The organism is Janthinobacterium fluminis, assembly GCF_028595325.1.
Classification (GTDB): Bacteria; Pseudomonadota; Gammaproteobacteria; order Burkholderiales; family Burkholderiaceae_D; genus Janthinobacterium; species Janthinobacterium fluminis.
The window spans coordinates 100,273-124,234 of sequence record NZ_JAQQXR010000006.1 but is presented as its reverse complement, the minus strand read 5'-3'; the positions used below and the strand labels follow the sequence as shown (position 1 = coordinate 124,234).

The following is a 23,962-nucleotide window of genomic DNA, read 5'->3' as shown; positions in this document are numbered from 1 at the left end:
GAGTACATGACTGGATGGACGGAGGGGCCGACGATCACGCTGAAGGCGGCGGCCGCGGCCGACATCCCGGCGTTGTGGGCGCTGCGCACCGACGCCGTCAGGCGCAGTTGCGCCTCGTACTATGCGCCCGGGATCATCGCCGTGTGGTCGGCGGCGCCGCTGCCGCCGGTCTACGCGGCGCTGGTGGCCGGCGGCGGCGCCGTCATGGCCGAGTCGGCCGGCGAGCTGCAGGGATATGCCATCCTCGACCGCGGCAACGGCGAAGTCGGCGCCGTGTTCGTCGCTCCGGACAGCGGCGGGCGCGGCGTCGGCAAGATCTTGCTGGGGGCGCTGGAGCGGATGGCGCGCGCCGACCGCCGCGCCAGGCTGCACCTGTATGCGTCGCTGAACGCGGTGGGGTTTTATCGGGCGGCGGGCTTCGTGCCGCTGCGCGAGGCGCAATACGCCCACCCCAGCGGTATTGCGCTGGACTGCGTCTACATGGAAAAGGCGCTGCTCCCCGGCGCCTGAGCGCGGCGGCCTGGTGTGTGCCGAGGGCCGCGAAAGCTGGTAGCATTTGCCGGACAGGTAGTGCGCAAGCTGCGCCGGAAGGGGATGGGTCTGGAACCGAGCAACAACACGCCGGCGGCGCCAGCGTCGCTGCGCATCCTCGTGGTGGAGGACAACCTCGACTCGCAGCAAATGGTGTGCGAGCTGGTCGGCATGCTCGGCCACCGCGTGCAGGGCGTCGCCGACGGCGAGCAGGCGCTGGCGCTGATGCGCGGGCAGCAGTTCGACGTGCTGTTCTCCGACGTCAGCCTGCCCGGCATGTCGGGCATCGCGCTGGCCCGGCTGGTGCTGGAGGGGAAGCCGGACACGCGCATCATTTTCTCCACCGGCTACGGCAGGGAGGCGCTGGGGGCCCTGGATTTTCCCGCGCGCATATTGCGCAAGCCCTATGATCTGGCGGAGCTGAAGGCGGCGCTGGTTTGACGGCTTGGGCGCGTGCCTTGCGAGGGCAGACTTTGCCGGCCGTTGAAAGAATCATCCTACAGGTGCGCGTGATTTTCTCCTATTTTGTAGCGCAGTCGTGGGTACTACCATGGACTTTCCCTTACCGGCCCGTATTGGCGCCAGGTGCAATCGAGGCGGGTGATTGGGCAATCGCAAACCGTGACAAATGGAGATAATCATGGCCACATCCAGCAACGATAATAAACAAGGCAGCAATCAAGGCGGTAAGCAAAGTAGCAAGGGTAGCGAGAACAGGCAAAGCGATACCAGCAAGCGCGGCTTCGCGTCGATGGACCCGGAACTGCAACGGGAAATCGCCAGCGAAGGCGGACGCGCCGCGCACGAGAAGGGCACCGCCCACGAGTTCACTTCGGAAGAAGCGCGCCGTGCCGGTAGCCAGAGCCACAAGAACGATGGTAACCGCCAAAGTGCGGCCAGCGGTGGCGCGGCGCGCGACACGACGCGCGCGGATCGCGACGGGGAGCAGGACCAGGCCAAGGGCGGCGCCAGCCGTCCAAACCAGAGGAGCGGCCCGTCGGGCGGTTCATCGGGCGGCTCGGGCGGTTCCGGTTCTCGCGGCTAGGCCCGGTTGGACGGGGCCGGCCCGCCTTGGCCACTGGCCTTGGCCCCCGCATGTAGGGCTTGCGGGGGCGGAAGATGTAAACGGGGAACATAAGTTTCCCGTTTGCTTGTCCGTAGGAAAAATCCTGCGGCGCCCGCTGCTTTAGTCCTATACAGGAAGCGCGTGCGTGGACTACTATGATTTCAGGCGACCACTGGTCTGCCATCGCGTTCGCTTCTACCGAGCCTATCAAGACCATCAAGGAGAGTGTCATGAACTCGTCTAACAAGGGTAACAGCCAGGGCAACCGTCCAGATACGCAAGGCGGCAGCCAGGACAACCAACAGGGTTCGTCGTCGGGGGCGCAGCAGAGCAGCGAGCAGAATTTTGTGCTGGTTGATTTTGACGAGGGCCTCGATATTGGCGACGAGCAATTCATCCTCGGTGAAGTGCGCCGCGCCGACCGCGCCCGCAACCGCCAGAGTTCGGAAGGGCAAAACCAGCAGGGCGGCGAGGACAAGAGCAGCGGCTGAAACGACGCGCCGCCGCTAGGCCGGGGCCAGCGTCCGCAAGGACCTGGCCCCGTTTTTTTGTGCGCCGCTTGCCGGCTTCCGTTCTATGGCGCCCCGTTCAGCTTCGCGTGTTCGCCCACCGCCACGGGCCGCTCGCCCGTCACGGCCGCCTTGGCCAGCGCGAACAGGTGCGCCATCTTGCTGGCATGGGCGTCCCAGTATTCCGCCGACTCGATCGCCACCTTGATCAGCGCCAGATGCGGATCGTCCAGGCCGCCGGGAAACCACGCCTTGACGAGCGGGTTCCACAGTTCTTCCGCCTTGCCGCGGTCCTTCAGCAGTTGCGCGCTGCCGGCGATCGACACGTACAGGCTGTCCCTGACATCGGTGAAGCTGACGTTCACCTGCGGATGCGCCGGCAGATCGTGCGTGAACGGCGCCTTGTCCGAGGTGAAAAACCAGATGTCCCCGTGCGCGTCGATCTGCTGGCGTGTCATGGGCCGGCTCGTCAGCGTTCCGGCGTCGTTACTGGTTGTTAGCATCCCGAATTCCACCTGCGCGATCCTGGCCTTGATGGCGTCGAGCTGGTCTTGTGCGAATGGCCCCATAGCATCTCCCCGTGCGTCCAACAATCTCGGTGTGCCCCGGGGAGTAGCTTAGACCGGCGCCGCGCGCGACTCTGTTCGACAACGTACACAGCGAGGACATTCGCGTGGACGCGACCGTAAACGGGGGGGGCCGTAAACAGGAGCGGATTTGTATCGGCTTGTATCATAGGGGGCGCGGCGGTTGACATTATAAATGATAATCATTATCATTTGACCTTATCGCCAGCCGTAGCGCTTGTTTTTTCGCGTCGTTCAGCCAGCCACACGCATGTTCGCGCTTACGTTTGGCATCGCGATCCGGCATGCGCTGGCTGAGCAATTTCACTGAAGGATGCTATGAATCGATTTGCCTTATCCATCCCGGCGCGGCGCCCACGCCGCGCCGCGCCGTCGCGCGCCGCACGGGGCGGTCGATGAGTGCGCCGGCAAGCAGCCCGAACCGTAATGCCGGCCGCGCCGTCTGGCTCAAGAATCTGCACCAGTGGCACTGGATCAGCTCGGCGCTCTGCCTGCTCGGCATGCTGCTGTTCAGCGTCACCGGCATCACCCTGAACCACGCGGCCCAGATCGAGGCCAAGCCCGCCGTCACGCGCCACAAGGCCGAGGTGCCGGCGCCGCTGCAGGCGCAGTTGCGCCAGTTCGCCGCCGGCCACGACGGCGCCAAGGAGGCGCTGCCGGCCGCCGCCGAGCGCTGGTTGCACGACACCTGGTCGCTCGACGCCGGCGGCCGCCCCGCCGAATGGTCGCTCGACGAAGTCTATCTGCCGCTGCCGAAGGCGGGCGGCGACGCCTGGGTGCGCATCGGCCTGGAGGACGGCGCCGCCGAATACGAGCGCACCGACCGCGGCTGGATTTCCTGGCTCAACGACGTCCACAAGGGCCGCAACACGGGCACGGCGTGGAACTGGTTCATCGATATCTTTGCCGCCACCTGCCTGGTGTTCTGCCTGACGGGCTTGCTGATCTTGAAGTTCCACGCGGCCAACCGGCCGTTCACCTGGCCGATGGTGGGCCTGGGCATTTTGGTCCCCTGCGCGCTCGCGCTTTTATTCATCCATTAATTTTCTTTTGACAGGTACACCATGAAATTACGCTATTCCATCGCGCTCAGCCTTCCGCTGATCAGCGTTTCCGCGATGGGCGCCGATCTGGCCCTCAAGCTTGAAATCCCGCAATTGAACGTGGCTGAGTATCACCGCCCCTACGTGGCCGTGTGGCTGGAGAGCCCGGAGCAGAAGGTGTTGACGAACCTGTCCGTGCTGTACGACGTGAAGAAAAAGGATAACGCCGGCAACAAGTGGTTGAAGGATATGCGCCAGTGGTGGCGCAAGACGGGGCGTGATCTGGCCATGCCGATGGACGGCGTCAGCGGCGCCACGCGCGCGCCGGGCGAGCACACGCTGACCTTCCCGGGCGCCAAGGCGGCGCTGGACAAGCTGCCGGCCGGCGAGTACCACGTCGTCATCGAGGCGACCCGCGAGGCGGGCGGACGCGAGCTGGTGCGCGTGCCCTTCCAGTGGCCGCCGAAAGCGGCGCTGGCCGTGGCCGGCAAGGGCAAGGAAGAACTCGGCGCTGTCGCCGTCCAACTCAAACCTTAAGGCGGGAAAAGCATGTTCATGAAACTGAATAAACCACTGATGGCGCTGGCGCTGGCCGGTCTGGCATTGAACGCGCACGCGCACCGCCCCTGGATGGTGCCGTCGAGCACGATGGTCGAGGCCAAAGACCCGTGGGTGACCGTCGATGCGGCCGTCTCGGAAGGCTTGTTCGACATCGACCACCAGCCCTTGAAACTGGACGCGCTGGAAATCACCGGCCCGGACGGCGCCCGCGTGCAGCCGGAAAACGTCATCACGGGCCGTTTGCGCAGCGTCTTCGACGTCAAGCTGGCCAAGCCGGGCACCTACAAGGCGGCCATCGTGGCGAAGAGCGTGCTGGCCAGCTACAAGGTCGACGGCGAGATCAAGCGCTGGCGCGGCACCGAGGAGGCGTTCGCCAAGGCCATTCCGGCCGACGCCAAGGAAGTGACGACGACGCGCACGCTTAGCCGCATGGAAACCTTCTTCAGCGCCGCCTCGACCAGCGAGGCCGTCTTCAAGCCGACCGGCGTGGGCCTGGAATTCGTGCCGGTGAGCCATCCGAACGATATGCGCACCGGCGACAAGGCCACGTGGCGCTTCTTGATCGACGGCAAGCCTGCGGCCAACCTGGCGTTCAGCCTGGTGCCGGGCGGCGTGCGCTACCGCGGCGTGCTGGGCGAGATCCGCCAGAGCACCGACGCCAAGGGCGAGATCAGCTTCGCGCTGCCGGCGCCGGGCATGTATTTCCTCAGCACCAGCTGGCCCGCGCCGGCAGCGGCGGCGGCCGGCCAGGCGCCGGAACAGCCGGCCCGCCGCCTCGCCTACTCGGCGACGGTGGAAGTGCTGCCCCAGTAACCTTGACGACAAAGACTGACGATGCGCCGGGTACTCCTGCCTCACCATTTTTCTGAGCACCCGGCGCCCGTCGGCGGCACGATCCGGGATTTTCGCGGCGACAGCATGGGCACGACCTGGTCGGTGCGCGTGCTGGCCGTTGGCGACTGCGCCCCTTTGCAGGAAGGCTTGCAGCAACAGCTAGACGTCGTCGTGGCGCAGATGAGCCACTGGTTCGACGACTCCAGCCTGGGCCGCTTCAACCACGCCGCGGCCGGCACCTGGCACAGCCTGCCGGCGGCGTTTTTCGAGGTGCTGGCGTTTGCCGCGCAGGTGGCGCGCGACAGCGGCGGCGCCTACGACCCCTGCGCCGGCGCGCTCGTCAACGCCTGGGGCTTCGGCCCGACGCGGCGCCACGACCAGCCCGGCTACGCGGCGCCGTCGCCCGACGCCGTGGCGGCGCTGCTGGCGCGGCGCCGCGGCCAGGACGTCGCGCTCGATCCGCTGGCGCGCCGCGCCTACCAGCCGGGCGGCGCGCTGCTCGACCTGTCGGCCGTGGCCAAGGGCTACGCCGTCGACTGCCTGGCGCGCTATCTGGAGGCGCAGGGCTGGCGCCATTATCTGGTCGAGGTCGGCGGCGAGTTGCGCGGCGCCGGCACCAAGCCGGACGGCCAGCCCTGGTGGGTGGCGCTGGAACAGGTCGTCGACGCCGACGCGGCCGGGCAGGTCGGCGAGATGGTGCTGGCGCTGCATGGCCTGGCCGTCGCCACGTCGGGCGACTACCGGCGCTTCTTCGAGCGCGACGGCGCACGTTTTTCCCACACCATCGACCCGCGCAGCGGCATGCCGATCAGCAACGCGCTGGCCTCGGTGACCGTGGTGCACGCCGAATGCATGGCGGCCGACGCCTGGTCGACGGCCCTCACCGTGCTCGGCCCCGAGGCCGGCATGGCGCTGGCCGAACGGCTCGGCCTGGCCGCGCGCTTCCTGGTGCGCAGCGGCGGCGGCCTGCGCGAGCACCTGAGCCGCCCATTACAAGACATGCTGGACGAATGATTTTTACCACCGATACCACCCGGCTGGCGCTGCTGGCCGGTCTGTCCCTCAGTTACGCGGCCGTGTGCCTGGCGCCGTATCTGCGCCAGCGGCGCAAGCGGCGCGAGGCGCGCCTGCAGAAGGCGGCCTTGGCGCAGGCGCCGGCCTGGATCGTCGCCTACGCCAGCCAGACCGGCAACGCCGAGGCGCTGGCCGAACAGACGGCGCAGACGCTGCGGCTGGCCGGCATCCCCGTGCGCCTGAGCGCGCTGTCCGAGCTGGACGGCGCCGACCTGCAGGGCGCCGAACGGGTGCTCTTCCTGGCCAGCACCTATGGCGAGGGCGACGCGCCCGACAACGCCGCCGCCTTCGCCGGCCGCCTGATGGGCGCGCCGCTGGCGCTGGCGCAGCTGCACTACGCCGTGCTGGCCTTGGGCGACAGCGCGTACACCCAATTCTGCGGCTTCGGCCGCGCGCTCGACCAGTGGCTGGCCGGGCAGGGCGCGGCGCGCCTGTTCCCCCGCGTCGAGGTGGACCGCAGCGCGGCGCCGGCCCTGGAACACTGGTTCCAGCAACTGAGCCACCTGGCCGGCACCAGCGACGCGCCGGACTGGAGCGCGCCGGCCTTCGACGCCTGGCGCCTGGCGCAGCGGCGCCTGCTCAATCCGGACAGCGCCGGCGCGCCGGTCTACCACATCGAACTGGCGCCGGCGTCCGGCGCCTTGCCGGACTGGCAGTCGGGCGATCTGGTGCAGGTGGCCGCGCCGGCCGGGCCGGAGCAGCCGCGCGAGTACTCGATCGCCTCGATTCCCGCCGACGGCCGCGTCCACCTGCTGGTGCGCCTGCACACGCATCCGGACGGCAGTTCGGGGCTGGCGTCGGGCTGGCTGGGTTTGCAGGCCGGCATAGGCGACACCGTCCATATGCGCCTGCGGCCGCACCGCCGTTTCCGCCTGGAAGACAATGCCGGGCGGCCGCTGATCTTGATCGGCAACGGCAGCGGCATCGCCGGCCTGCGCGGGCACCTGAAGAGCCGCATCCTGGCCGGGCAGACGCGCAACTGGCTGTTTTTCGGCGAGCGCAACCTGGCGCACGATTACCACTACGGCGAGGAAATCGAGGGCTGGCGCGCCAGCGGCGCGCTGGCGCGGCTGGACATGGCGTTTTCGCGCGACCAGCCGCGGCGGCTGTACGTGCAGGACCGCTTGCTGGAGCGGGCCGACGCGGTGCGGCAGTGGGTGGAGCAGGGCGCGGCGCTGTATGTCTGCGGCAGCCTGAAGGGCATGGCCGGCGGCGTCGACGCGGCGCTGGAACAGATGCTGGGCCGGCCCGCGCTGGATGCGCTGGCCGCTGCGGGGCGCTACCGCCGCGACGTGTATTGACTGCAAGCCGGGGCGCTCCCCGGCCTGCCATCCGGGGCCAGGCTTAGTCGAGCGCCACCGGCTCGCTCGCGCCGCTCACCTCCTGCAGGCCGCGCGCCAGGCTGGAGATGCTGGGGTTGTCGATGAAGACGCAGCGCTTGCCCGTCCGCTTGCAATAATCCTTCACGCGCCAGTAGGCGCTGTGGCTGATGCAGCCGGTCTGGCAAATCACCAGGTCGGCCGCCGCTAGACTCGAATCGAGCATATTGGCGTTGTCCTCCAGGCCGCCGTCGTGGTGGGCGAATTGCGCGCCGACCCGCTCGATCAAGGCGCGGTAGGTGGCGACGTTGCCGCTGCGCCCGCCCACGCACAGCACGCTCTGGTCGACCAGGCGGATCGGCATTTTCATGGAGCGCGCCGGCTCCGCTTTCGCCGCCGGCGCCGGCGGGGCGTCCGCCGGGCGCGCCGGCGCCTGCCGCAATTCGGCCACCTGCATGCGCAATTCGCGCTCGCGCTCCTCCATCTGCTCCAGGCGCTGCGCCAGCCGCGTGCGCGACTCCAGCCCCGGTATTGATTCCTGCAACTGCGCCAGTTCGGCGCGCAAGCCGTCGATCACGCTATCCTTGCCGATCGACTGGGCGCGCGCCTGCATCAGCAAGACGTCGGCGCGCTCCAGTTCGGCGCTCTTGTCGATCAGCAGCGCCTGGCTGCGCTGCTGCAGCCTGGCCAGTTCGCGGGCCAGGCCGGCGTTTTCCTCGACCAGCTGGTTGAACTTGCTCATGTCGGCGCGCACGCAGGCGCCGGCCTGGTGCTGGATCATGTGCAAGTCCCTGCACATCTGCTCTTCCAGCTCCGGACTGCAACGCGGGTGCGTCAGGCCGGCCCAGAAGGCGCCGGCGACGTCGCCGTTGGCCACGGCGGCCAGCCACAACTGGGCCACCTGCTCGCCGCTCTTGGCGGCGCGAAAACGCAGCAGCACGGGGGCGTAGCGCCGCTCGAATTCCTTCTGCAGGGCCTCGGACAGGCGGTTGCGCGTGCCGCACTCGGTGACGGCGCCGACGTGCACCTCGTAGTCGTCGGCCATCACGCGCCCGCCCGTCATCTTGCCCACCAGCTTGCGCAAATAACCGAGCGGCAGGCCGACGCCGACCAGCGGGCAGTGGCAGGTGTGCGAGAGTTCCCAGATGCGCCGCCGGCGCGAGGTCAGCGCCGCTTCGGGCGCGTCGCTGGCGCAATTGCTGATCACGGGGAGTTGGTCTTTGTCACACATGGCGGGGCATCCTGGAGGGGGCTTGGTTAAATGGGGAGGGACGGGGCGACGCGGTCGGCGGCCGGGGCGCCGGCCTTGGCGGCGGCGATGATGCGGCTGAGCAGGGAGCTCTTGGCCGGCGCGGCCGGCATGGCCCGTTCGACGATGCCGGCCCACTGTTCCGACAGTTGCTGGCAAGTGGCCTGCAACACGGGGCCCAGGTCGGGCAATTCGGCCAGCGCCTGCAGGTGGCGTTCGATGACCGATGCCAGTTTCAGGCAGGGACCGCTTTCGGCGCTGCGCGCCGTGTAATGCGACATCAGGTGCAGCACGGCGGAGAGCATCAGCTCGGGCTGGTGCGCGGCATGGTGCTGGGACAGAAATATCGGGTCTATACGATCAATCGCCATCAAACGCTCCTGTTCAGGTGGTTTGGCTGGCTAGCCGGGCGTCGCGCGACACCCGGCAGGGCTGGCTGGGGTTGGGGCCCGCCGCAGAACGGCTCAGGCGGTAAGAATCAGCTTGTTCAATTGCGTCACGCGCAGGCGGTAGATTTTGCCGCCGTGCTCGATTTCAACTTCGCGGCGCTCCTGCAGCAGGGCGGCGCTGGTGATGCGGAGCGGGGCTTGCACGGTGGCGGCGGCGTGGCGCGCGTGCAGGCTGGTGGCTTCGGTGCTGGTGCTGGTTTTTTGGCTATGCATTTTACCTTCTCTTATCTCAGTTGAGAATGATTCGTATTTGCATTATTGTCGAGGGTGGCTGAAAATGCAAGCCTTATTTGCAGACAAAACGGGGATATGTTGCGGCGTGGCCGGTGGCCGGGAAGGGGGCTGGGGCGGCGCCGGCTTGCGCCGCGCCATAGGTGAAAAAAAACCCGGTGCAGATTGCTCTGGCCGGGCCTAAGCTGGGGTGAAGCCGTTTGCGATCAAATGGTGGCCAGCATGGGCGTGGCGGCCGCCTCGGCGCCGGCGCGCAGCTTGGCCGCCGCCAGTTGTTTGGCGCGCGAGCGCGACGGCGGCAGCCGGCGCAGGGTTTTCAGTGCGTCCGGATCCTTGATGCCGATGGTGCGCTGGTCGACGCTGATCAGGCCGATCTCATTGAAGGCCGACAGGGTGCGGCTCACCGTTTCCAGTGTCAGGCCCAGGTAGCTGCCGATTTCGTGGCGCGTCATGCGCAGGTTGAACAATTTGCTCGAATAGCCCATCTGGGCGAAGCGGTCGGCCAGCGACACGAGGAAGCGCGCCACGCGGGCTTCGGCGCTGAGGGCGCCCAACATGCCGATCATGGCTTGCTCGCGCACCAGTTCGCGGCTCATGACGCCGTACATGACGTTTTCCAGCTCGATGTGGATGCGGCCCAGCGCCGTCAATTTCTTGAACGGCAGCAGTATCAGGTCGCAGTCGGACAGGGCCACGGCTTCCGAGGAGTAATGCTTGGAGTGGATGCCGTCGACGCCCAGCATGTCGCCCTTCATCGGGAAGCTGAGCACCTGCTCGTTGCCGAACTCGTCGATGAGCACGGTTTTGAGGAAGCCGGAGTTGACGATGTAGAGCGTGTCGAAGGGCTGGCCTATCGTGTGCACGCGCTGGCCCGTCTTGAATTGCACATGCTGGAACAGCAACTCGTCGGCGGCGATCGAGCAGGCGGTTGAAATGTGCAGCAAATCACAGACTTCCTTCAAATTCGACCACAGCCGCCCTTGGCGCTGGCGGCCCGCTTCCATCGACGCGGACTGCACGGCCGACGAGGATGCGGGACGGATTTCAGACGTTTGCGTTGACAGCATGCTCATCTCCTGTTGACAGGTGCTTCGATTTCGGATTTCGTAAAGAATGAACGGCAGCTGGTCGGGCGGACCGCTGCCGGCGGATGAAGACCGTTCAGGCCACGGTGCGGCTCAATCCGCTGACGGCCTGTCGGGGTTGGGGAATAACCGGCCAGCAACTTGATTCGCTGATTTCAGTATGCCAACTGGGGTGCTTGATTGATATCAGCAGGCGCTGAATATGGCGGTAGGAGATGGCGCGCCCACGGTAGGATTGTTCCTACAGTGGGGCGCCGCCCGGAGGCGGGCTGCGGGTCAGGTCTTGAAGGGCGACAAGAGGCGGTGGGCGACGGCGTACTGGACCATTTCGGATAGCGAACTCATGCTCATTTTTTGCATGATGCGCGTCTTGTGGGTGCTCACCGTCTTCACGCTCAGGTGCAGATTGTTGGCGATTTCCGTGATCGACTTGCCCGCCACCAGGAGCGAGAACACCTCGAATTCGCGGTCAGACAATTGTTTGTGCAACAAACTTTCGTTGGGCATCATGATGTTGAGCACCAGTTGCTCGGCCACTTCGGCGCTGATGTAGGGCCGCCCGGAGGCGACCTTGCGGATCGCCCCGACCAGCTGGGTGCCGGCGCTCTCCTTGGTCAGATAGCCCTGGGCGCCGGCGCGGATGGCGCGCACGGCGTATTGCTCCTCCTCGTGCATGGTGAGGATCAGGATGGCCAGCTTGGGCGCCTCGCTCTTGATCTGGCGGATCAGGTCGACGCCGCTGCGCCCCGGCATCGACAGGTCCAGCAACAGCAAATCGAAGCCGCCCTGGCGCACGTGGCCGAGCACTTCGAAGCCGTCGATGGCCTCGCCCACGATGTCGATGTCGGGCGCGCCGTCGAGTATGCGCTTCAAGCCCTCGCGCATGATGGTGTGGTCGTCGGCAATGACAATTCGTATCATAGGGGAATCATGGGGAAAGGGTCAGCTGCGCGGCCGCGTTGCCGCGACGGCGCAAGAGTTTTAAATAGCGTGAATTAAGCATTGAATATACTACTATATATTTTGCTCAGTTTGCTATTTCATTAAGTTGGCGGCGAAAAAAGCCACGCCCGCCGCGCGGCCCCGGCGGGGGCGCGCGGTGCGGACGCCACGGCGCCCGGCGCTTCAGGCGGCCGGCTCCTTGATCAGCCGGTGCACCAGCACGGGCAGCTTGGAATGCGACAGCACCTTGTTGGTGACGCTGCCGAGCAGCAATTGCCCCCAGCCGCTGCGGCCGTGCGAGCCCATGAAAATCAGGTCGCAGTCGTGCTGCTTGGCCACTTCGACGATTTGCAGCGCCGCGCTGTCGGCGAACGTCGTCAAGCCCTGGCAGGGCAGGCCCCGTTTGCCGGCCGCGTCGAGGATCGCCTGCAGGTGCTCGGCGCCGGCCCTTTGCATGGCGATGCGGTATTCCTCCTCGCTGGGATAGCTCGGCGGAATGATTTCGATGTACACGGGGTACTGGTATTCCGGCGCCACATACAGGGCCAGGATTTCGGCGTGCATCTGTTCGGCGAAGGCGACGCCGGCGCAGGCCGTCATATTCGACACGGCCGAGCCGTCGGTCGTAATCAGAATTTTCTTATACATGGCAACTCCTCATCAGGTCCGTGCCCACCGCAGGCGGGGTCGCGGCCTGTCCTTATATTGTAGTCGCTGGACGGGGCGGCGATTATTGTCTTGCCGCAAAGCCTTGATTCTGATCAAGAAATCGCCGGCTTGTCGCCGCGCCGCCGCCGCCGCGTGCTAGCGGCGGCATTTCCGGGGCGGCCCATGTGCAAATAAGGCCGCCATTTATCGGCGCGCCCATGTTTTGCTTCGCTATCCGATGTTAGTATTTCAAAATACAGGGGGGCAGGCGTTATTGTGTCGTGCAAAAGCCGTCGCGATTGACCTTTACCGGTTTAAACCGCGTTTTCAGATTTACCAACCTGCCAGCGCCCTGCTACACTCGCGTAAGCGCTGTGATATTGCCTTAAATCATCATATCCAAGACAATGGCGGGAATGTACGTCTGCGACACGCAAGTGAGGGCGACAAATTTTACAAATTATGGAGAAGCAGGGACTATGACCAACGCCGCTGATGATTTCGACGCACTATTCGATGAAGTGTCCGCGCAACGTACGACTGCGCCGGAACCTGCTCCAACACCAGCCCCGGCGGCTCCCGCAGAGGACGATTTCGAAGCGCTGTTCGATGCGGTAGCGTCGAGCGCGCCCGCGCCGGCCGCGGCGGCCGCGCCCGAGGCGGCTGCGGCGGAGGCGGCCCCCGCCGTTCCTGCCGCCGCGGCCGACGACGCCGGCGGCGACGCCGCCGAGAAACCGATGTTCGAGCGCCTGGGCGGCATCGTGCGCCTGCTGCACGACTCGCTGCGCGAACTCGGTTACGACAAGGCGCTGACGGAGGCTTCCTCGCAAATCGTCGACGCCCAGGACCGCCTGGAATACGTCGCCACGCTGACCGAGCAGGCCGCCAACAAGGTCCTCAACACGCTCGACGACGGCATGCCGGCGCAGGACGCGCTGTCGAAAAAAGCCAAGGACATGGACAGCCGCTGGACGGCGCTGTTCGCCGGCAAGCTCAGCCTGGACGAATTCAAGACGCTGGCGGGCGATTCCAAGCAATTCGCGCAAACCGTGGCCGAGGCCACCGAGGCCGAGAAGGCGCGCCTGCTGGAAATCATGATGGCGCAGGACTTCCAGGACATCACCGGCCAGTTGATCAAGAAAGTGGTGAACATCACCAAGACGGTCGAACACGAGTTGGCGGAGTTGTTGCGCGACAATGCGCCGCCCGCCGTGCGTGAGAAACTGGCGCAAAAGCCCGTGGTGCTGATGCAAGGCCCGTCTGTGCCGTCGGCCGCGCTGGACCAAGACAATGTTGATGACCTTCTTGCCGATCTGGGATTCTAATGGACGATATGCTCAAGGATTTTGTCGTCGAGGCGATGGATCTTGCGGTCAACGTTGAAGAGCATTTGCTGTGCCTTGAACGCGACCCCGACAATAAAGAAACGCTGAACGCGGTTTTTCGTTCCTTCCACACCATTAAGGGCGGCGCCGGCTTCATGAACCTGCCGGCCCTGGTGGCCGCCTGCCATCTGACTGAAAACCTGTTCGACGCGCTGCGCACGGGCGCCGCGCCGGTGACCCCGATCGCCATCGAGGCGGCCCTGCAAGCCTCCGGCTTCGTCGCCGACCAGCTCACCGAGCTGGCCAACGGCAGCGCCCCGGAAACCCTGCCGGCGATGCCGGAAGAACTCGAACTGATCCTCACCAACGCCATCGAAGGCAAGGCGATGGCGCCGGCTGCCGCCCCCGTGGCCGCGGCCGCGCCCGTCGCCGCCGCCCCGCAGGCGGCCGTGGCGGCCGCCGCGCCGTCGGCGCCGCCCGGCGAAGACGGCCTGGACTGGGAAGCGATGTATGTCGCCGTCGTGCCCGAGGGTACGTATGTGCCGTCCGCCGCGGCCGCCCCGGCCGCGGCAGCCGCGCCGGCTGCGGCTGCGGCTGCGGCCAGCGCCGCGCCCGCCGCCGCCGCCAAGCCCGCCGGCAAGAACTGGGACGGCGTCGAGCGCCGCGAGGACCGCCCCGAGGTGCGCACCGCCGCGCCCGTCAAGGAAGACAGCATCCGCGTCGACGCCGTCAAGCTCGACGCGCTGCTGGAAGTGGCCGGCGAATCGGTGCAGGCCGCCAACCAGGCCGCCGTGCTGCTCGAACGCCTGCTGCAATTCAAATTCGAGGGCCAGGCCGCCACGCTGATGGCCACGCTGGCCGAGACGCTGGAGCGGGCTTCGCGCTACTCCACCGAATTGCAGCGCGCCACGCTGGCCACGCGCATGCAGCCGGTCGGCCGGCTGTTCCAGAAATTCCCCCGCCTGGTGCGCGAACTGGCCAAGGACCTGGGCAAGGACGTCGAACTGACCATCGAGGGCGCGGAAACGGAAGTGGACCGCGTCGTCGTCGACAGCCTGTACGATCCGCTCGTGCACATGTTGCGCAACGCGCTAGACCACGGCGTCGAATCGCCGGAGGAGCGCGTCGCGGCCGGCAAGTCGACCAAGTCCTATATTTCGCTGAAGGCGTGGCAGGAAGCCAATAGCGTGATGATCGTGCTGCAGGACGACGGCAAGGGCATGGACCCGGCCAAGCTGCGCAAGAAGGCTTTGGAGAAGGGCTTGATCAGCGAGTCGGCCCAGTTGTCCAACGACGAATCGTTCCAGTTGGTGTTCCTGCCGGGCTTCTCGACCAAGGACGTGGCCTCCAGCGTGTCCGGGCGCGGCGTCGGCATGGACGTCGTCAAGACGGCCGTCGAGAAAAACCGCGGCGCCATTCACATCGACTCGGCCCTCGGCATCGGCACCAAGTTCGCCATCCGCCTGCCGATCGAGTTGTCGATCGTGCCGACCATGCTCGTGTCGACCTCGGGCGCCGCGCTGGCGCTGCCGATGGCGGTGGTGCAGCGCGTCGTCGAATTGCCGGAAACCTTCATGGAAGTGGGCGGCTTGCCGGTCTTGAAGGACCAGGGCCGGCCATTGCCGGTGCGCTCGCTGGCCGGCTCGCTCGGCTACGAATTGTGCAGCGAACGCGTGGGTATTGTTGTGGCGGCGCCACAACCCTACATTCTCGCGGTCGAGGCCGTCGACGGCACCGCCGACCTGGTCATCAAGCCGATGACGGCCATCGCCGTCGAGGGCATTACCGGCACCGCCCGCTCCGCCGAAGGCGAGCTGGTACTCGTCGTCGGCCTATCCTTCCTAATGGACGGTTGCAGGGGAAGTGTACGCATGGCTGCCTAGCGCTCAGACGCCGGGAACACACAAAATGCCTGCCTTACCCGCAGGCATTTTTTTTTGGCCCAACGCCGCCTTGGCGCGGAGTTGGTATATGGCAATGTTTAGCCTGCTTTGTGCGGCAAAACCGAATTTCGTATCGCCAGACCGCACATACGGCTGGCCTCGGTTTTGCGGGGCGCGAAATATGGCATAATCATTGAGGATCACTTACTACAGGCTGTAGCTACGCTGCATAAATCATAATGAAGACGCTTTACGACAAACTCTGGGACTCCCACGTTGTGCGGGCCGAAGATGATGGCACGACCATTCTGTACATCGACCGCCACCTGGTGCACGAAGTGACCAGCCCGCAAGCCTTCGACGGCCTGCGCGCGGCGGGCCGCCAGCCGTGGCGCGTGTCGGCCAACCTGGCCGTGGCCGACCACAACGTGCCGACCACCGACCGCGCCGGCGGCATCGCCGACCCGGTCTCGCGGCTGCAGGTGGAGACGCTCGACAGCAATACCAAAAGTTACGGCCTGACCTATTTCAACATGAACGACAAGCGCCAGGGCATCGTCCACGTCATTGGGCCGGAGCAGGGCGCGACGCTGCCGGGCATGACGGTGGTCTGCGGCGACTCGCACACCTCGACCCACGGCGCCTTCGGCTGCCTGGCGCACGGCATCGGCACCTCCGAAGTCGAGCACGTGCTGGCGACGCAGACGCTGCTGGCGAAAAAATCCAAGGCCATGCTGGTGCAGGTCGACGGCGCGCTGCCGGCCGGCGTCACCGCCAAGGACATCGTGCTGGCCGTGATCGGCAAGATCGGCACGGCCGGCGGCACCGGCTACGCCATCGAATTCGGCGGTTCGGCGATACGCGCGCTGTCGATGGAAGGGCGCATGACGGTCTGCAATATGGCGATCGAGGCGGGCGCGCGCGCCGGCATGATCGGCGTCGACGACACCACCATCGACTACGTCAAGGGGCGGCCGCTGTCGCCGGCCGGCCCGCACTGGGAGCGCGCCGTCGCCTACTGGCGCACCCTGCACACCGACGCCGGCGCCCGCTTCGACCTCGTCGTCACCCTCAACGCGGCCGAGCTCAAGCCGCAGGTGAGCTGGGGCACCTCGCCGGAAATGGTGATCGCCGTCGACGGCCGCGTGCCCGACCCGGACCTGGAAAAAGACCCGGTGCGGCGCGACGCGATGGAAAAGGCGCTGGTCTACATGGCGTTGAAACCGAACACGCCGATCGAGGACATCCGCATCGACAAGGTCTTCATCGGCTCCTGCACCAACTCGCGCATCGAGGACTTGCGCGCGGCCGCGGCCGTGGTGCGCGGCAAGCACCGCGCCTCCAACGTCTCGCTGGCGCTGGTCGTGCCGGGCTCGGGCCTGGTCAAGGAGCAGGCCGAGCGCGAAGGGCTGGACCAGATATTCAAGGCCGCCGGCTTCGAATGGCGCGAACCGGGTTGCTCGATGTGCCTGGCGATGAACGCCGACCGGCTGGAGCCGGGCGAGCGCTGCGCGTCCACCTCGAACCGCAACTTCGAGGGGCGCCAGGGGCAGGGCGGCCGCACCCACCTGGTGTCGCCGGCGATGGCCGCCGCCGCCGGTATCGCCGGCCATTTCGTCGACGTGCGCGCGCTGCACTGAGCGCGCGACGGCGGCCGGCGCCAGCCCCGGGGTCCGGCCCCGCCGGTCCGGGCCGGCTTTTAGATGCTGAAGTCAACACTCTCAAGCGAGAACAATATGAAAAAACTATTCGCCCTATGCATTACCGCCCTGATACTGACAGCTTGCAACACCGTTTCGGGCATCGGTAAAGACGTACAAAAAGTCGGCCAAGTGGTGCAAGGCGCCGGCGGCAAATAAACCCATGATGCGGCGGGCCTGACGGCTCCGCCCGTCAGCACAGCGCAGAGTTAGCATGGACAAATTTACGATATACGAAGGCTTGGTGGCCCCGCTCGACCGGGCCAATGTCGACACCGACGCCATCATCCCGAAGCAGTTCCTGAAGTCGATCCACCGCAGCGGCTTCGGCCCCAACCTGTTCGACGAATGGCGCTATCTGGACCACGGCGAGCCGGGCCAGGACAACAGCCGGCGTCCGCTGAACCCGCAGTTCGTGCTCAACGAGGCGCGCTACCAGGGCGCCTCGATCCTGCTCACGCGCAAGAACTTCGGCTGCGGCTCCTCGCGCGAGCACGCCCCCTGGGCGCTCGACCAGTACGGCTTCCGCGCCATCATCGCGTCCAGCTTCGCCGACATCTTCTTCAACAATTGCTACAAAAGCGGCTTACTGCCGATAGTCTTGCCCGAAGCGCAGATCGACCATCTGTTTAACGAAGTCAAAGCCTTCCCCGGTTACAAGCTGGTGGTGGACCTTGAGCAGCAGCGCGTCACGACCAGCAATGGCGGCGTCGCCTACCCGTTCCACATCGACGCCTTCCGCAAGTATTGCCTGATGAATGGACTGGACGATATCGGCCTGACCCTGCGCCACGCCGACGCCATCCACAGCTTCGAGGAGCGCCATCTGGCCAATCAACCGTGGTTGGCGAACGTTATCTAAAGATCGAATACACATGAAAATTGCAATCCTGCCCGGCGACGGCATCGGCCCGGAAATCATCGCGCAAGCCGTCAAGGTCCTGAACGCGCTGGGCGAACCCTTTGAGCTGGAAACGGCGCCCGTCGGCGGCGCCGGCTACGCGCAGCACGGCCACCCGCTGCCCGAGGCCACGCTGGCGCTGGCCAAGGCGGCCGACGCCGTGCTGTTCGGCGCCGTCGGCGACTACCGATACGACAATCTGGAGCGCGCGCTGCGCCCGGAACAGGCGATCCTGGGCCTGCGCAAGCACCTGGGCCTGTTCGCCAACTTCCGTCCGGCCGTGCTCTACCCGGAACTGGCCAACGCCTCGACGCTCAAGCCCGAAGTCGTCGCCGGCCTGGACATCCTGATCATCCGCGAACTGACGGGCGACATCTACTTCGGCCAGCCGCGCGGCATGCGCAGCTGCCCGGACGGTCCGTTCCAGGGCCAGCGCGAGGGTTACGACACGATGCGCTACGCCGAGGGCGAAATCCGCCGCATCGCCCACGTCGCCTTCCAGGCCGCGCAAAAGCGCGACAAGCGCCTGACCAGCGTCGACAAGGCGAACGTGCTGGAAACCTTCCAGTTCTGGCGCGACATCATGACCGAGGTCGGCAAGGACTATCCGGACGTCACCCTCGACCACATGTACGTCGACAACGCCGCGATGCAATTGGTGCGGGCGCCGAAGAAATTCGACGTCATGGTGACCGGCAATATGTTCGGCGACATCCTGTCCGACTGCGCGGCGCAACTGACGGGCTCGATCGGCATGCTGCCGTCGGCCTCGCTGGACGCCAACAACAAGGGCTTGTACGAACCGTCGCACGGCTCGGCGCCCGACATCGCCGGCAAGGGCATCGCCAATCCGCTGGCGACGATCCTGTCGGCGGCGATGCTGCTGCGCTTCTCGCTGAACCGCGCCGAGCAGGCCGACCGCATCGACGCCGCCGTCAAGGCGGTGCTGGCGCAGGGCTTGCGCACGGCCGACATCTACGAGGCCGGCACGCGCCGCGTGGGCACCGAGGAAATGGGCGACGCCGTCGTCAAGGCGCTGGCGTAACAGCGGAATATTTGAAGCAGGGGCGAGCGAGCCCCGTTTATTTGTTGAGGAAATGTGATGAAACTAGTAGGCTTGGTAGGTTGGCGCGGCATGGTCGGTTCGGTCCTGATGCAGCGCATGCAGGAAGAGGGCGATTTCGCCCACATCGAACCGGTGTTTTTCACCACCTCGAACCCGGGCGGCGCCGCGCCCAAGATGGCGAAGAATGAAACCACGCTGAAAGACGCGGGCGACATCGCCGAACTGAGCAAATGCGCGATCATCATCTCGTGCCAGGGCGGCGACTACACCTCCGAGGTGTTCCCGAAACTGCGCGCGGCCGGCTGGGACGGCTACTGGATCGACGCCGCCTCGACGCTGCGCATGGAACCAGACGCCGTCATCGTGCTCGACCCCGTCAACCTGCACGTCATCAAGGACGCGCTGGGCAAGGGCGTCAAGAACTACATCGGCGGCAACTGCACCGTCTCCTGCATGATGATGGGCCTGGGCGGCCTGTTCCAGCACGACCTGGTCGACTGGATGAGCTCGATGACCTACCAGGCCGCGTCCGGCGGAGGCGCCCAGCACATGCGCGAACTGCTGACCCAGTTCGGCACCATCAACGGCGCCGTCAAGACGCTGCTCGACAACCCGGCCTCGGCGATTCTGGAAATCGACCGCCAGGTGCTGGCCACCCAGCACGGCTACTCGGCCGACGAGATCAAGCAATTCGGCGCGCCGCTGGCCGGCAACCTGATCCCGTGGATCGACAAGGACCTGGGCAACGGCCAGTCGAAGGAAGAGTGGAAGGCCGGCGCGGAAACCAACAAGATCCTCGGCCGCGGCGCCGGCTTCGGCAGCAAGGAAATCGCCGTCGACGGCCTGTGCGTGCGCATCGGCGCGATGCGCTGCCACTCGCAGGCGCTGACCATCAAGCTGAAAAAAGACTTGCCGCTCGATGAAATCAACGACATCATCGCCAGCAACAACGAGTGGGTCAAACTGGTGCCGAACACGCGCGAAGCGTCGGTGCGCGAGCTGTCGCCGGCGGCCGTCACCGGCAGCCTGACGATCCCGGTCGGGCGCGTGCGCAAGATGAGCATGGGCGGCGAATACCTGTCCGCCTTCACCGTCGGCGATCAATTGCTGTGGGGCGCGGCCGAACCGCTGCGCCGCATGCTGCGCATCGTGCTGGAAGCGTAAAGTCCGGCCGGCATTTGCCCCTGGCATTTGCCCCCGGCTTTTGCCCCCGGCTTTTGCCTCCGCTTCGCAGCGAAAACAGGATTTTTTACCGCGAAACGGGGGCAAAACTCAAACTTCGCCTCTTGCAGGGGCGTAAAGCGTGCGCAAAGCTTGCACACGCCTGTGCATGATGATATGTTGAGACCTCCGGGAAAGTAGCTGTTTTCCCCTGTCAACCATGATGCCGCCAACTATGCCTGTAAACACTCGCCCCAGGGTCGTCTCCTTCGCGCTGAAAACACTCACCAGTGCTGTCGCCTGTGCAGTTTTATTGTCTCCCGCGGTGCAAGCGGCCGGTCTCGGCAAGCTAACGGTCTTATCCGCGCTGGGTCAGCCGCTGCGGGCCGAAATCGAACTGACCGCCGTCTCCGCCGACGAAGCCGCCGCGCTGGTGGCGAAACTGGCGCCAGCCGACGCCTTCCGCCAAGCCAATATCGATTTCAATCCCACCCTGCTGTCGCTGCGTTTCGCCGTTGAGCAACGCAACGGCCGCCAATACATCCGTGTCACCTCGCCCCAGCCGGTGAACGATCCCTTCGTCGACATGCTGCTCGAACTGAGCTGGAACGGCGGCCGCCTGGTGCGTGAATACACCTTCCTGCTCGATCCGGCCGACATGCGCCAGCCGCAAACGGCGCAAGTGGCCGCGCCGGTCGACCGCGCCGCGCCGCCGGCCGCCGCGCCGGCGCCCGCCGCCGTTGCCGCCGGCACGGCCGCACCCGCAGCCGAAGGCCGCCCCGAAGGGCGTCCGGAACGGGCGCCGCGCGCCGCCGCCAAAGCGGCGGCCGACAAGGCGCCGGCGAAGCAGGCCGCCGCCACGGATTACCGCGTCAAATCGGGCGACACGCTGAGCCGCATCGCCAAGCAAGTCAAGCCGACCGACGTCTCGCTCGACGTGATGCTGGTGGCGCTGTACCGCGCCAATCCGGACGCCTTCAGCGGCAGCAATATGAACCGCCTGCGCTCGGGCCGCATCCTTGCCGTGCCGGACGCCGACAGCATCCGCGCCACCGCCGAGGGCGAGGCGCACGGCGTCGTCGTCGCCCACGCGGCCGACTTCAATGCCTACCGCAACAAGCTGGCCGGCCAGGTGGCCCTGAGCACGCCGGCGAAGAGCGCCGAAGCGGGCCAAAGCGCGACCGGCAAAATCACCGCCAAGGTCGAAGAACGGGCGACGCCGGCGAACGAGTCGAAAGACCAGCTGAAACTGTCGAAGGCGGCGCCGTCCGCCCCGACGGCCGGCAACACGGCCGTCGCCGGCGTCGAAGACAAGATTGCCAAGGAAAAGCAGGTCGCCGAAGCGGCGGCCCGCGTCAAGGAGCTGGAAAAGAACGTCAGCGACCTGGAAAAACTGATGGCCGTCAAGAGCAAGGCCATGCAGGCGGCCAGCGTGCCGGCCTCGGCCGCTGCGTCCGCATCCGCAGCGGCTGCCGACCCGGCCGCCTCGCAGCCGCTGGCATCGGCGCCGCCGGTGCCGAAAGCCAAGCCGGTGCCGCTGGTGAAGAAAACGCCGCCGCCGCAGGCCGAACCATCGCTGCTCGACACGGCGATGGAGAACATCAACGCCATCGGCATCGCACTGGCGGCCCTGCTGGCTGGCGCCGGCGCGCTGGCGCTGTCGCGGCGCAAGAAAAAACCGGCGCCGCAAGCCGAGGCCAGCGAGCCGGGCGACCCTGGCGAGCCGGCGCCGGCCATGTTCGCCGAAGCGGGCGGCCAAAGCGTGGACACCAACAACAGCGTGTTCAACTCGAACTTCGCGCCGTCGGCCAGCCAGCTCGACACCAATGAAGTCGACCCGGTCGCCGAGGCCGACGTCTACATCGCCTACGGCCGCGACGCCCAGGCGGAAGAGATACTGAAGGAGGCACTGCGGACCCATCCGGAGCGTCATCCGGTGCGCCTGAAGCTGCTTGAAATCTACGCCACGCGCAAGGACGTGCGCGCGTTCGAAGCCCAGGCCAGCGAACTGTATGCGCTGAGCAAAGGGCAGGGCGAGGAATGGCAGCAGGCCGCCGCGCTGGGCCTGGCGCTGGACCCGTCGAATCCCCTGTACCGCGACGCCGAGGCGGCCCCGGCCGGCCGCGCCGGAGCGCTCGACAGCGGATTCGGCGCCAGCCTGGCCGCCGCGACGGCCGCCACCGCCGCCACCGCCAGCTACGCGGCCGAGCAAGGCTTCGACCTAGACGCCGAGCTGGCGCCGCGCGACGCCGACTTTGCCGCCGGCGCCGTGGAGCAGGAAACGGCCTTGCCGATGCCGGCCCCGGCCGACACCGGCCACGTCCTCGATTTCGACCTTGGCGGCCTGAGCTTCGAGCCCGTCTCGACGACGGCGCCGATCGCCATGCCTGGCCCGGCGGCCGACACGCCGTTCGACATGGCCTTCGACATGCCGTTCGACGCGCCGGCGGCCACGGCCCAGCCCGCGCCGGCGGACGACGCCGGCATGGACTTCGGCCTGGAGCTGGACGCCCCGCAAGCGGCCAACAGCGTCGCGCCGGCGGCGGACCCGCTGATGGACCTCGACCTGATGAACTTCGACCTGCCGGCGACCCCGGCCGCGCCGGCCGCGGCCGAATCGATCGACGACTTCTTCGCCAAGCCGGCCCTGCCGGTGACGCAGGAAACGGCGGCGTCGGCGCCGGAATTCGACCTGTCCGGCATCGACCTCGACCTGAGCGCCGACGCCAAAGCGTCCGGCTCCGGCGTCGACGACCCGCTGTCGGCCGTCCACATGGAAATGGACACCAAGCTCGACCTTGCCATCGCCTACCAGGAAATCGGCGACAAGGAAGGCGCGCGCGAACTCATCGACGAAGTCATCAAAGGCGGCAGCGACGCCCAGGTGGCCAAGGCGAACTCGATGCGGGCGCTGCTGGGCTAAGCCCCGGTCTGTGTCGGCGCGGCAGTATAATGCGCTGACACAGACTACACATTGGACAGCAATTGAAACGGATAGCATTGGGTGTCCAGTACGACGGCACGGCCTGGCATGGTTACCAGAAACAAGAAGACGGCCACACAGTCCAGGACCAACTGGAAATAGCGCTGCAAAAATTCGCCCGCGTGCCGGTCGCCACCACCTGCGCCGGCCGCACCGACACCGGCGTGCACGCGATCGAACAAGTGGTGCACTTCGACACCGAACTCGAGCGCGACATCCACTCCTGGATACGCGGCGTCAACACCTTCCTGCCGGCATCGATCGCCGTGCGTTGGGCGCACGCCATCCCCGCCGACGTCGAGAGCCACCCGGACGAGCAATTCCACGCCCGCTTCAGCGCCCGCGCGCGCACCTACCACTACGTCCTCTACAACAACCCGACCCGCTCGCCGCTGCTGGAAGGGCGCGCCGGCTGGGTCTTCCGTCCGCTCGACATCGCGCCGATGCGCGAAGCCGTCAAACCGCTGATCGGCTGGCACGACTTCAGCGCCTTCCGCGCGGCCCACTGCCAGGCCAAATCGCCGGTCAAGCTGATGCACGAAATCGGCATCGAACGGCGCGGCGAACTCATCGTCTTCACGATACGCGCCAACGCCTTCCTGCACCACATGGTGCGCAACCTGGTGGGCTCCCTGATCTACATCGGCCTGGGCAAACACTCGCCGGAATGGCTGGGCGAAGTGCTGGAGGGGCGCTGCCGCGGCGACGCCGCGCCGACCTTCATGCCGGACGGCCTCTACCTGGCAAAAATCGACTACGACCCCAAATGGGGCCTGCCGCAAGAAAAAGGCAGCCCCCTGCCGTGGTTCTAAACC

The 23,962-nt window shown here is 66.4% G+C and carries 26 protein-coding genes; 18 read left to right on the top strand and 8 right to left on the bottom strand.

Annotated elements, in window-relative coordinates; translation table 11 throughout:
• Positions 1-6 precede the first annotated feature (6 nt).
• From OIK44_RS16335 to OIK44_RS16320, 4 genes are all read left to right on the top strand, one after another.
• Entirely contained in the window at positions 7-510 is a 504-nt protein-coding gene (locus OIK44_RS16335) for a GNAT family N-acetyltransferase (protein ID WP_273672160.1), read from the top strand.
• 84 nt (positions 511-594) lie between these two features.
• Positions 595-972, top strand: coding sequence for a response regulator (locus OIK44_RS16330; protein WP_273672159.1), 378 nt, complete (start codon positions 595-597; stop codon positions 970-972).
• 199 nt (positions 973-1,171) lie between these two features.
• Positions 1,172-1,576: a KGG domain-containing protein gene (locus OIK44_RS16325; RefSeq protein ID WP_273672157.1), complete on the top strand. Its 405-nt coding sequence runs from the start codon at positions 1,172-1,174 to the stop codon at positions 1,574-1,576.
• Positions 1,577-1,827: 251 nt separating this feature from the next.
• A complete protein-coding gene (locus tag OIK44_RS16320; RefSeq protein WP_273672155.1) occupies positions 1,828-2,088 on the top strand; it encodes a hypothetical protein in 261 nt (86 codons plus the stop codon).
• 83 nt (positions 2,089-2,171) lie between these two features.
• Here the strand turns inward: OIK44_RS16320 and OIK44_RS16315 are convergent, their stop codons facing one another.
• Positions 2,172-2,675: a pyridoxamine 5'-phosphate oxidase family protein gene (locus tag OIK44_RS16315; protein WP_273672154.1), complete on the bottom strand. Its 504-nt coding sequence runs from the start codon at positions 2,673-2,675 to the stop codon at positions 2,172-2,174.
• Between the two features lie 187 nt (positions 2,676-2,862).
• Positions 2,863-3,000 carry a hypothetical protein gene (locus OIK44_RS16310; RefSeq protein WP_273672153.1) on the bottom strand — a complete coding sequence of 46 codons (138 nt, stop codon included), beginning with the start codon at positions 2,998-3,000 and terminating at the stop codon, positions 2,863-2,865.
• Between the two features lie 88 nt (positions 3,001-3,088).
• On the opposite strand from OIK44_RS16310, the gene OIK44_RS16305 reads away from it, so the two are divergent.
• Genes OIK44_RS16305 through OIK44_RS16285 form a run of 5 tightly spaced genes read left to right on the top strand, consistent with a single transcriptional unit; the run spans position 3,089 to position 7,506 of the window.
• On the top strand, positions 3,089-3,736 hold the full coding sequence (locus tag OIK44_RS16305; protein ID WP_273672152.1) for a PepSY-associated TM helix domain-containing protein: 648 nt from the start codon (positions 3,089-3,091) through the stop codon (positions 3,734-3,736).
• 21 nt (positions 3,737-3,757) lie between these two features.
• Entirely contained in the window at positions 3,758-4,273 is a 516-nt protein-coding gene (locus OIK44_RS16300) for a DUF2271 domain-containing protein (protein ID WP_273672151.1), read from the top strand.
• Positions 4,274-4,291: 18 nt separating this feature from the next.
• Positions 4,292-5,110, top strand: coding sequence for a DUF4198 domain-containing protein (locus OIK44_RS16295; protein ID WP_273672149.1), 819 nt, complete (start codon positions 4,292-4,294; stop codon positions 5,108-5,110).
• 21 nt (positions 5,111-5,131) lie between these two features.
• Positions 5,132-6,145 carry an FAD:protein FMN transferase gene (locus OIK44_RS16290; RefSeq protein WP_273672147.1) on the top strand — a complete coding sequence of 338 codons (1,014 nt, stop codon included), beginning with the start codon at positions 5,132-5,134 and terminating at the stop codon, positions 6,143-6,145.
• A complete protein-coding gene (locus OIK44_RS16285) occupies positions 6,142-7,506 on the top strand; it encodes a sulfite reductase subunit alpha (protein WP_273672145.1) in 1,365 nt (454 codons plus the stop codon). The genes OIK44_RS16290 and OIK44_RS16285 overlap by 4 nt, the downstream gene beginning before the upstream one ends.
• A 43-nt stretch (positions 7,507-7,549) precedes the next feature.
• Here the strand turns inward: OIK44_RS16285 and OIK44_RS16280 are convergent, their stop codons facing one another.
• The 6 genes from OIK44_RS16280 to OIK44_RS16255 all read right to left on the bottom strand — a co-directional run bounded on the left by OIK44_RS16280 (position 7,550) and on the right by OIK44_RS16255 (position 12,128).
• A complete protein-coding gene (locus OIK44_RS16280) occupies positions 7,550-8,755 on the bottom strand; it encodes a DUF2325 domain-containing protein (protein ID WP_273672143.1) in 1,206 nt (401 codons plus the stop codon).
• Positions 8,756-8,781: 26 nt separating this feature from the next.
• Positions 8,782-9,144, bottom strand: a complete 363-nt coding sequence (locus tag OIK44_RS16275; RefSeq protein WP_273672141.1) for a hypothetical protein — start codon at positions 9,142-9,144, stop codon at positions 8,782-8,784.
• Positions 9,145-9,237: 93 nt separating this feature from the next.
• Positions 9,238-9,435, bottom strand: coding sequence for a hemin uptake protein HemP (gene hemP / locus OIK44_RS16270; protein WP_273672139.1), 198 nt, complete (start codon positions 9,433-9,435; stop codon positions 9,238-9,240).
• 224 nt (positions 9,436-9,659) lie between these two features.
• Positions 9,660-10,457, bottom strand: a complete 798-nt coding sequence (locus OIK44_RS16265) for a Crp/Fnr family transcriptional regulator (protein WP_273672534.1) — start codon at positions 10,455-10,457, stop codon at positions 9,660-9,662.
• A 357-nt stretch (positions 10,458-10,814) separates the two neighbouring features.
• Complete coding sequence (locus tag OIK44_RS16260; RefSeq protein WP_273672138.1) at positions 10,815-11,459, bottom strand: response regulator; 645 nt, start codon at positions 11,457-11,459, stop codon at positions 10,815-10,817.
• 204 nt (positions 11,460-11,663) lie between these two features.
• Positions 11,664-12,128 (bottom strand): universal stress protein, encoded by a 465-nt coding sequence (locus OIK44_RS16255; protein WP_273672136.1) that lies wholly within the window; start codon positions 12,126-12,128, stop codon positions 11,664-11,666.
• Between the two features lie 479 nt (positions 12,129-12,607).
• Between OIK44_RS16255 and OIK44_RS16250 the strand changes: the two genes are divergently transcribed.
• From OIK44_RS16250 to truA, 9 genes are all read left to right on the top strand, one after another.
• Positions 12,608-13,453 (top strand): protein phosphatase CheZ, encoded by an 846-nt coding sequence (locus OIK44_RS16250; protein ID WP_273672134.1) that lies wholly within the window; start codon positions 12,608-12,610, stop codon positions 13,451-13,453.
• Positions 13,453-15,336, top strand: coding sequence for a chemotaxis protein CheA (locus OIK44_RS16245; RefSeq protein ID WP_273672133.1), 1,884 nt, complete (start codon positions 13,453-13,455; stop codon positions 15,334-15,336). The genes OIK44_RS16250 and OIK44_RS16245 overlap by 1 nt, the downstream gene beginning before the upstream one ends.
• Before the next feature lie 236 nt (positions 15,337-15,572).
• Entirely contained in the window at positions 15,573-16,976 is a 1,404-nt protein-coding gene (gene leuC, locus OIK44_RS16240; RefSeq protein ID WP_273672533.1) for a 3-isopropylmalate dehydratase large subunit, read from the top strand.
• Positions 16,977-17,072: 96 nt separating this feature from the next.
• Complete coding sequence (locus tag OIK44_RS16235; RefSeq protein WP_273672131.1) at positions 17,073-17,195, top strand: entericidin A/B family lipoprotein; 123 nt, start codon at positions 17,073-17,075, stop codon at positions 17,193-17,195.
• A gap of 55 nt (positions 17,196-17,250) precedes the next feature.
• Entirely contained in the window at positions 17,251-17,898 is a 648-nt protein-coding gene (leuD, locus tag OIK44_RS16230) for a 3-isopropylmalate dehydratase small subunit (protein WP_273672130.1), read from the top strand.
• A gap of 13 nt (positions 17,899-17,911) precedes the next feature.
• Positions 17,912-18,982 (top strand): 3-isopropylmalate dehydrogenase, encoded by a 1,071-nt coding sequence (gene leuB, locus OIK44_RS16225; RefSeq protein WP_273672129.1) that lies wholly within the window; start codon positions 17,912-17,914, stop codon positions 18,980-18,982.
• Positions 18,983-19,039: 57 nt separating this feature from the next.
• The gene (asd, locus tag OIK44_RS16220; protein WP_273672128.1) at positions 19,040-20,167 is read left to right on the top strand and encodes an aspartate-semialdehyde dehydrogenase; all 1,128 of its coding nucleotides are present in this window, start codon (positions 19,040-19,042) and stop codon (positions 20,165-20,167) included.
• Positions 20,168-20,489: 322 nt separating this feature from the next.
• A complete protein-coding gene (locus OIK44_RS16215; protein ID WP_273672126.1) occupies positions 20,490-23,087 on the top strand; it encodes a motility hub landmark protein FimV in 2,598 nt (865 codons plus the stop codon).
• Between the two features lie 62 nt (positions 23,088-23,149).
• On the top strand, positions 23,150-23,959 hold the full coding sequence (gene truA / locus OIK44_RS16210; RefSeq protein ID WP_273672125.1) for a tRNA pseudouridine(38-40) synthase TruA: 810 nt from the start codon (positions 23,150-23,152) through the stop codon (positions 23,957-23,959).
• The last annotated feature ends 3 nt before the right edge of the window (positions 23,960-23,962 follow it).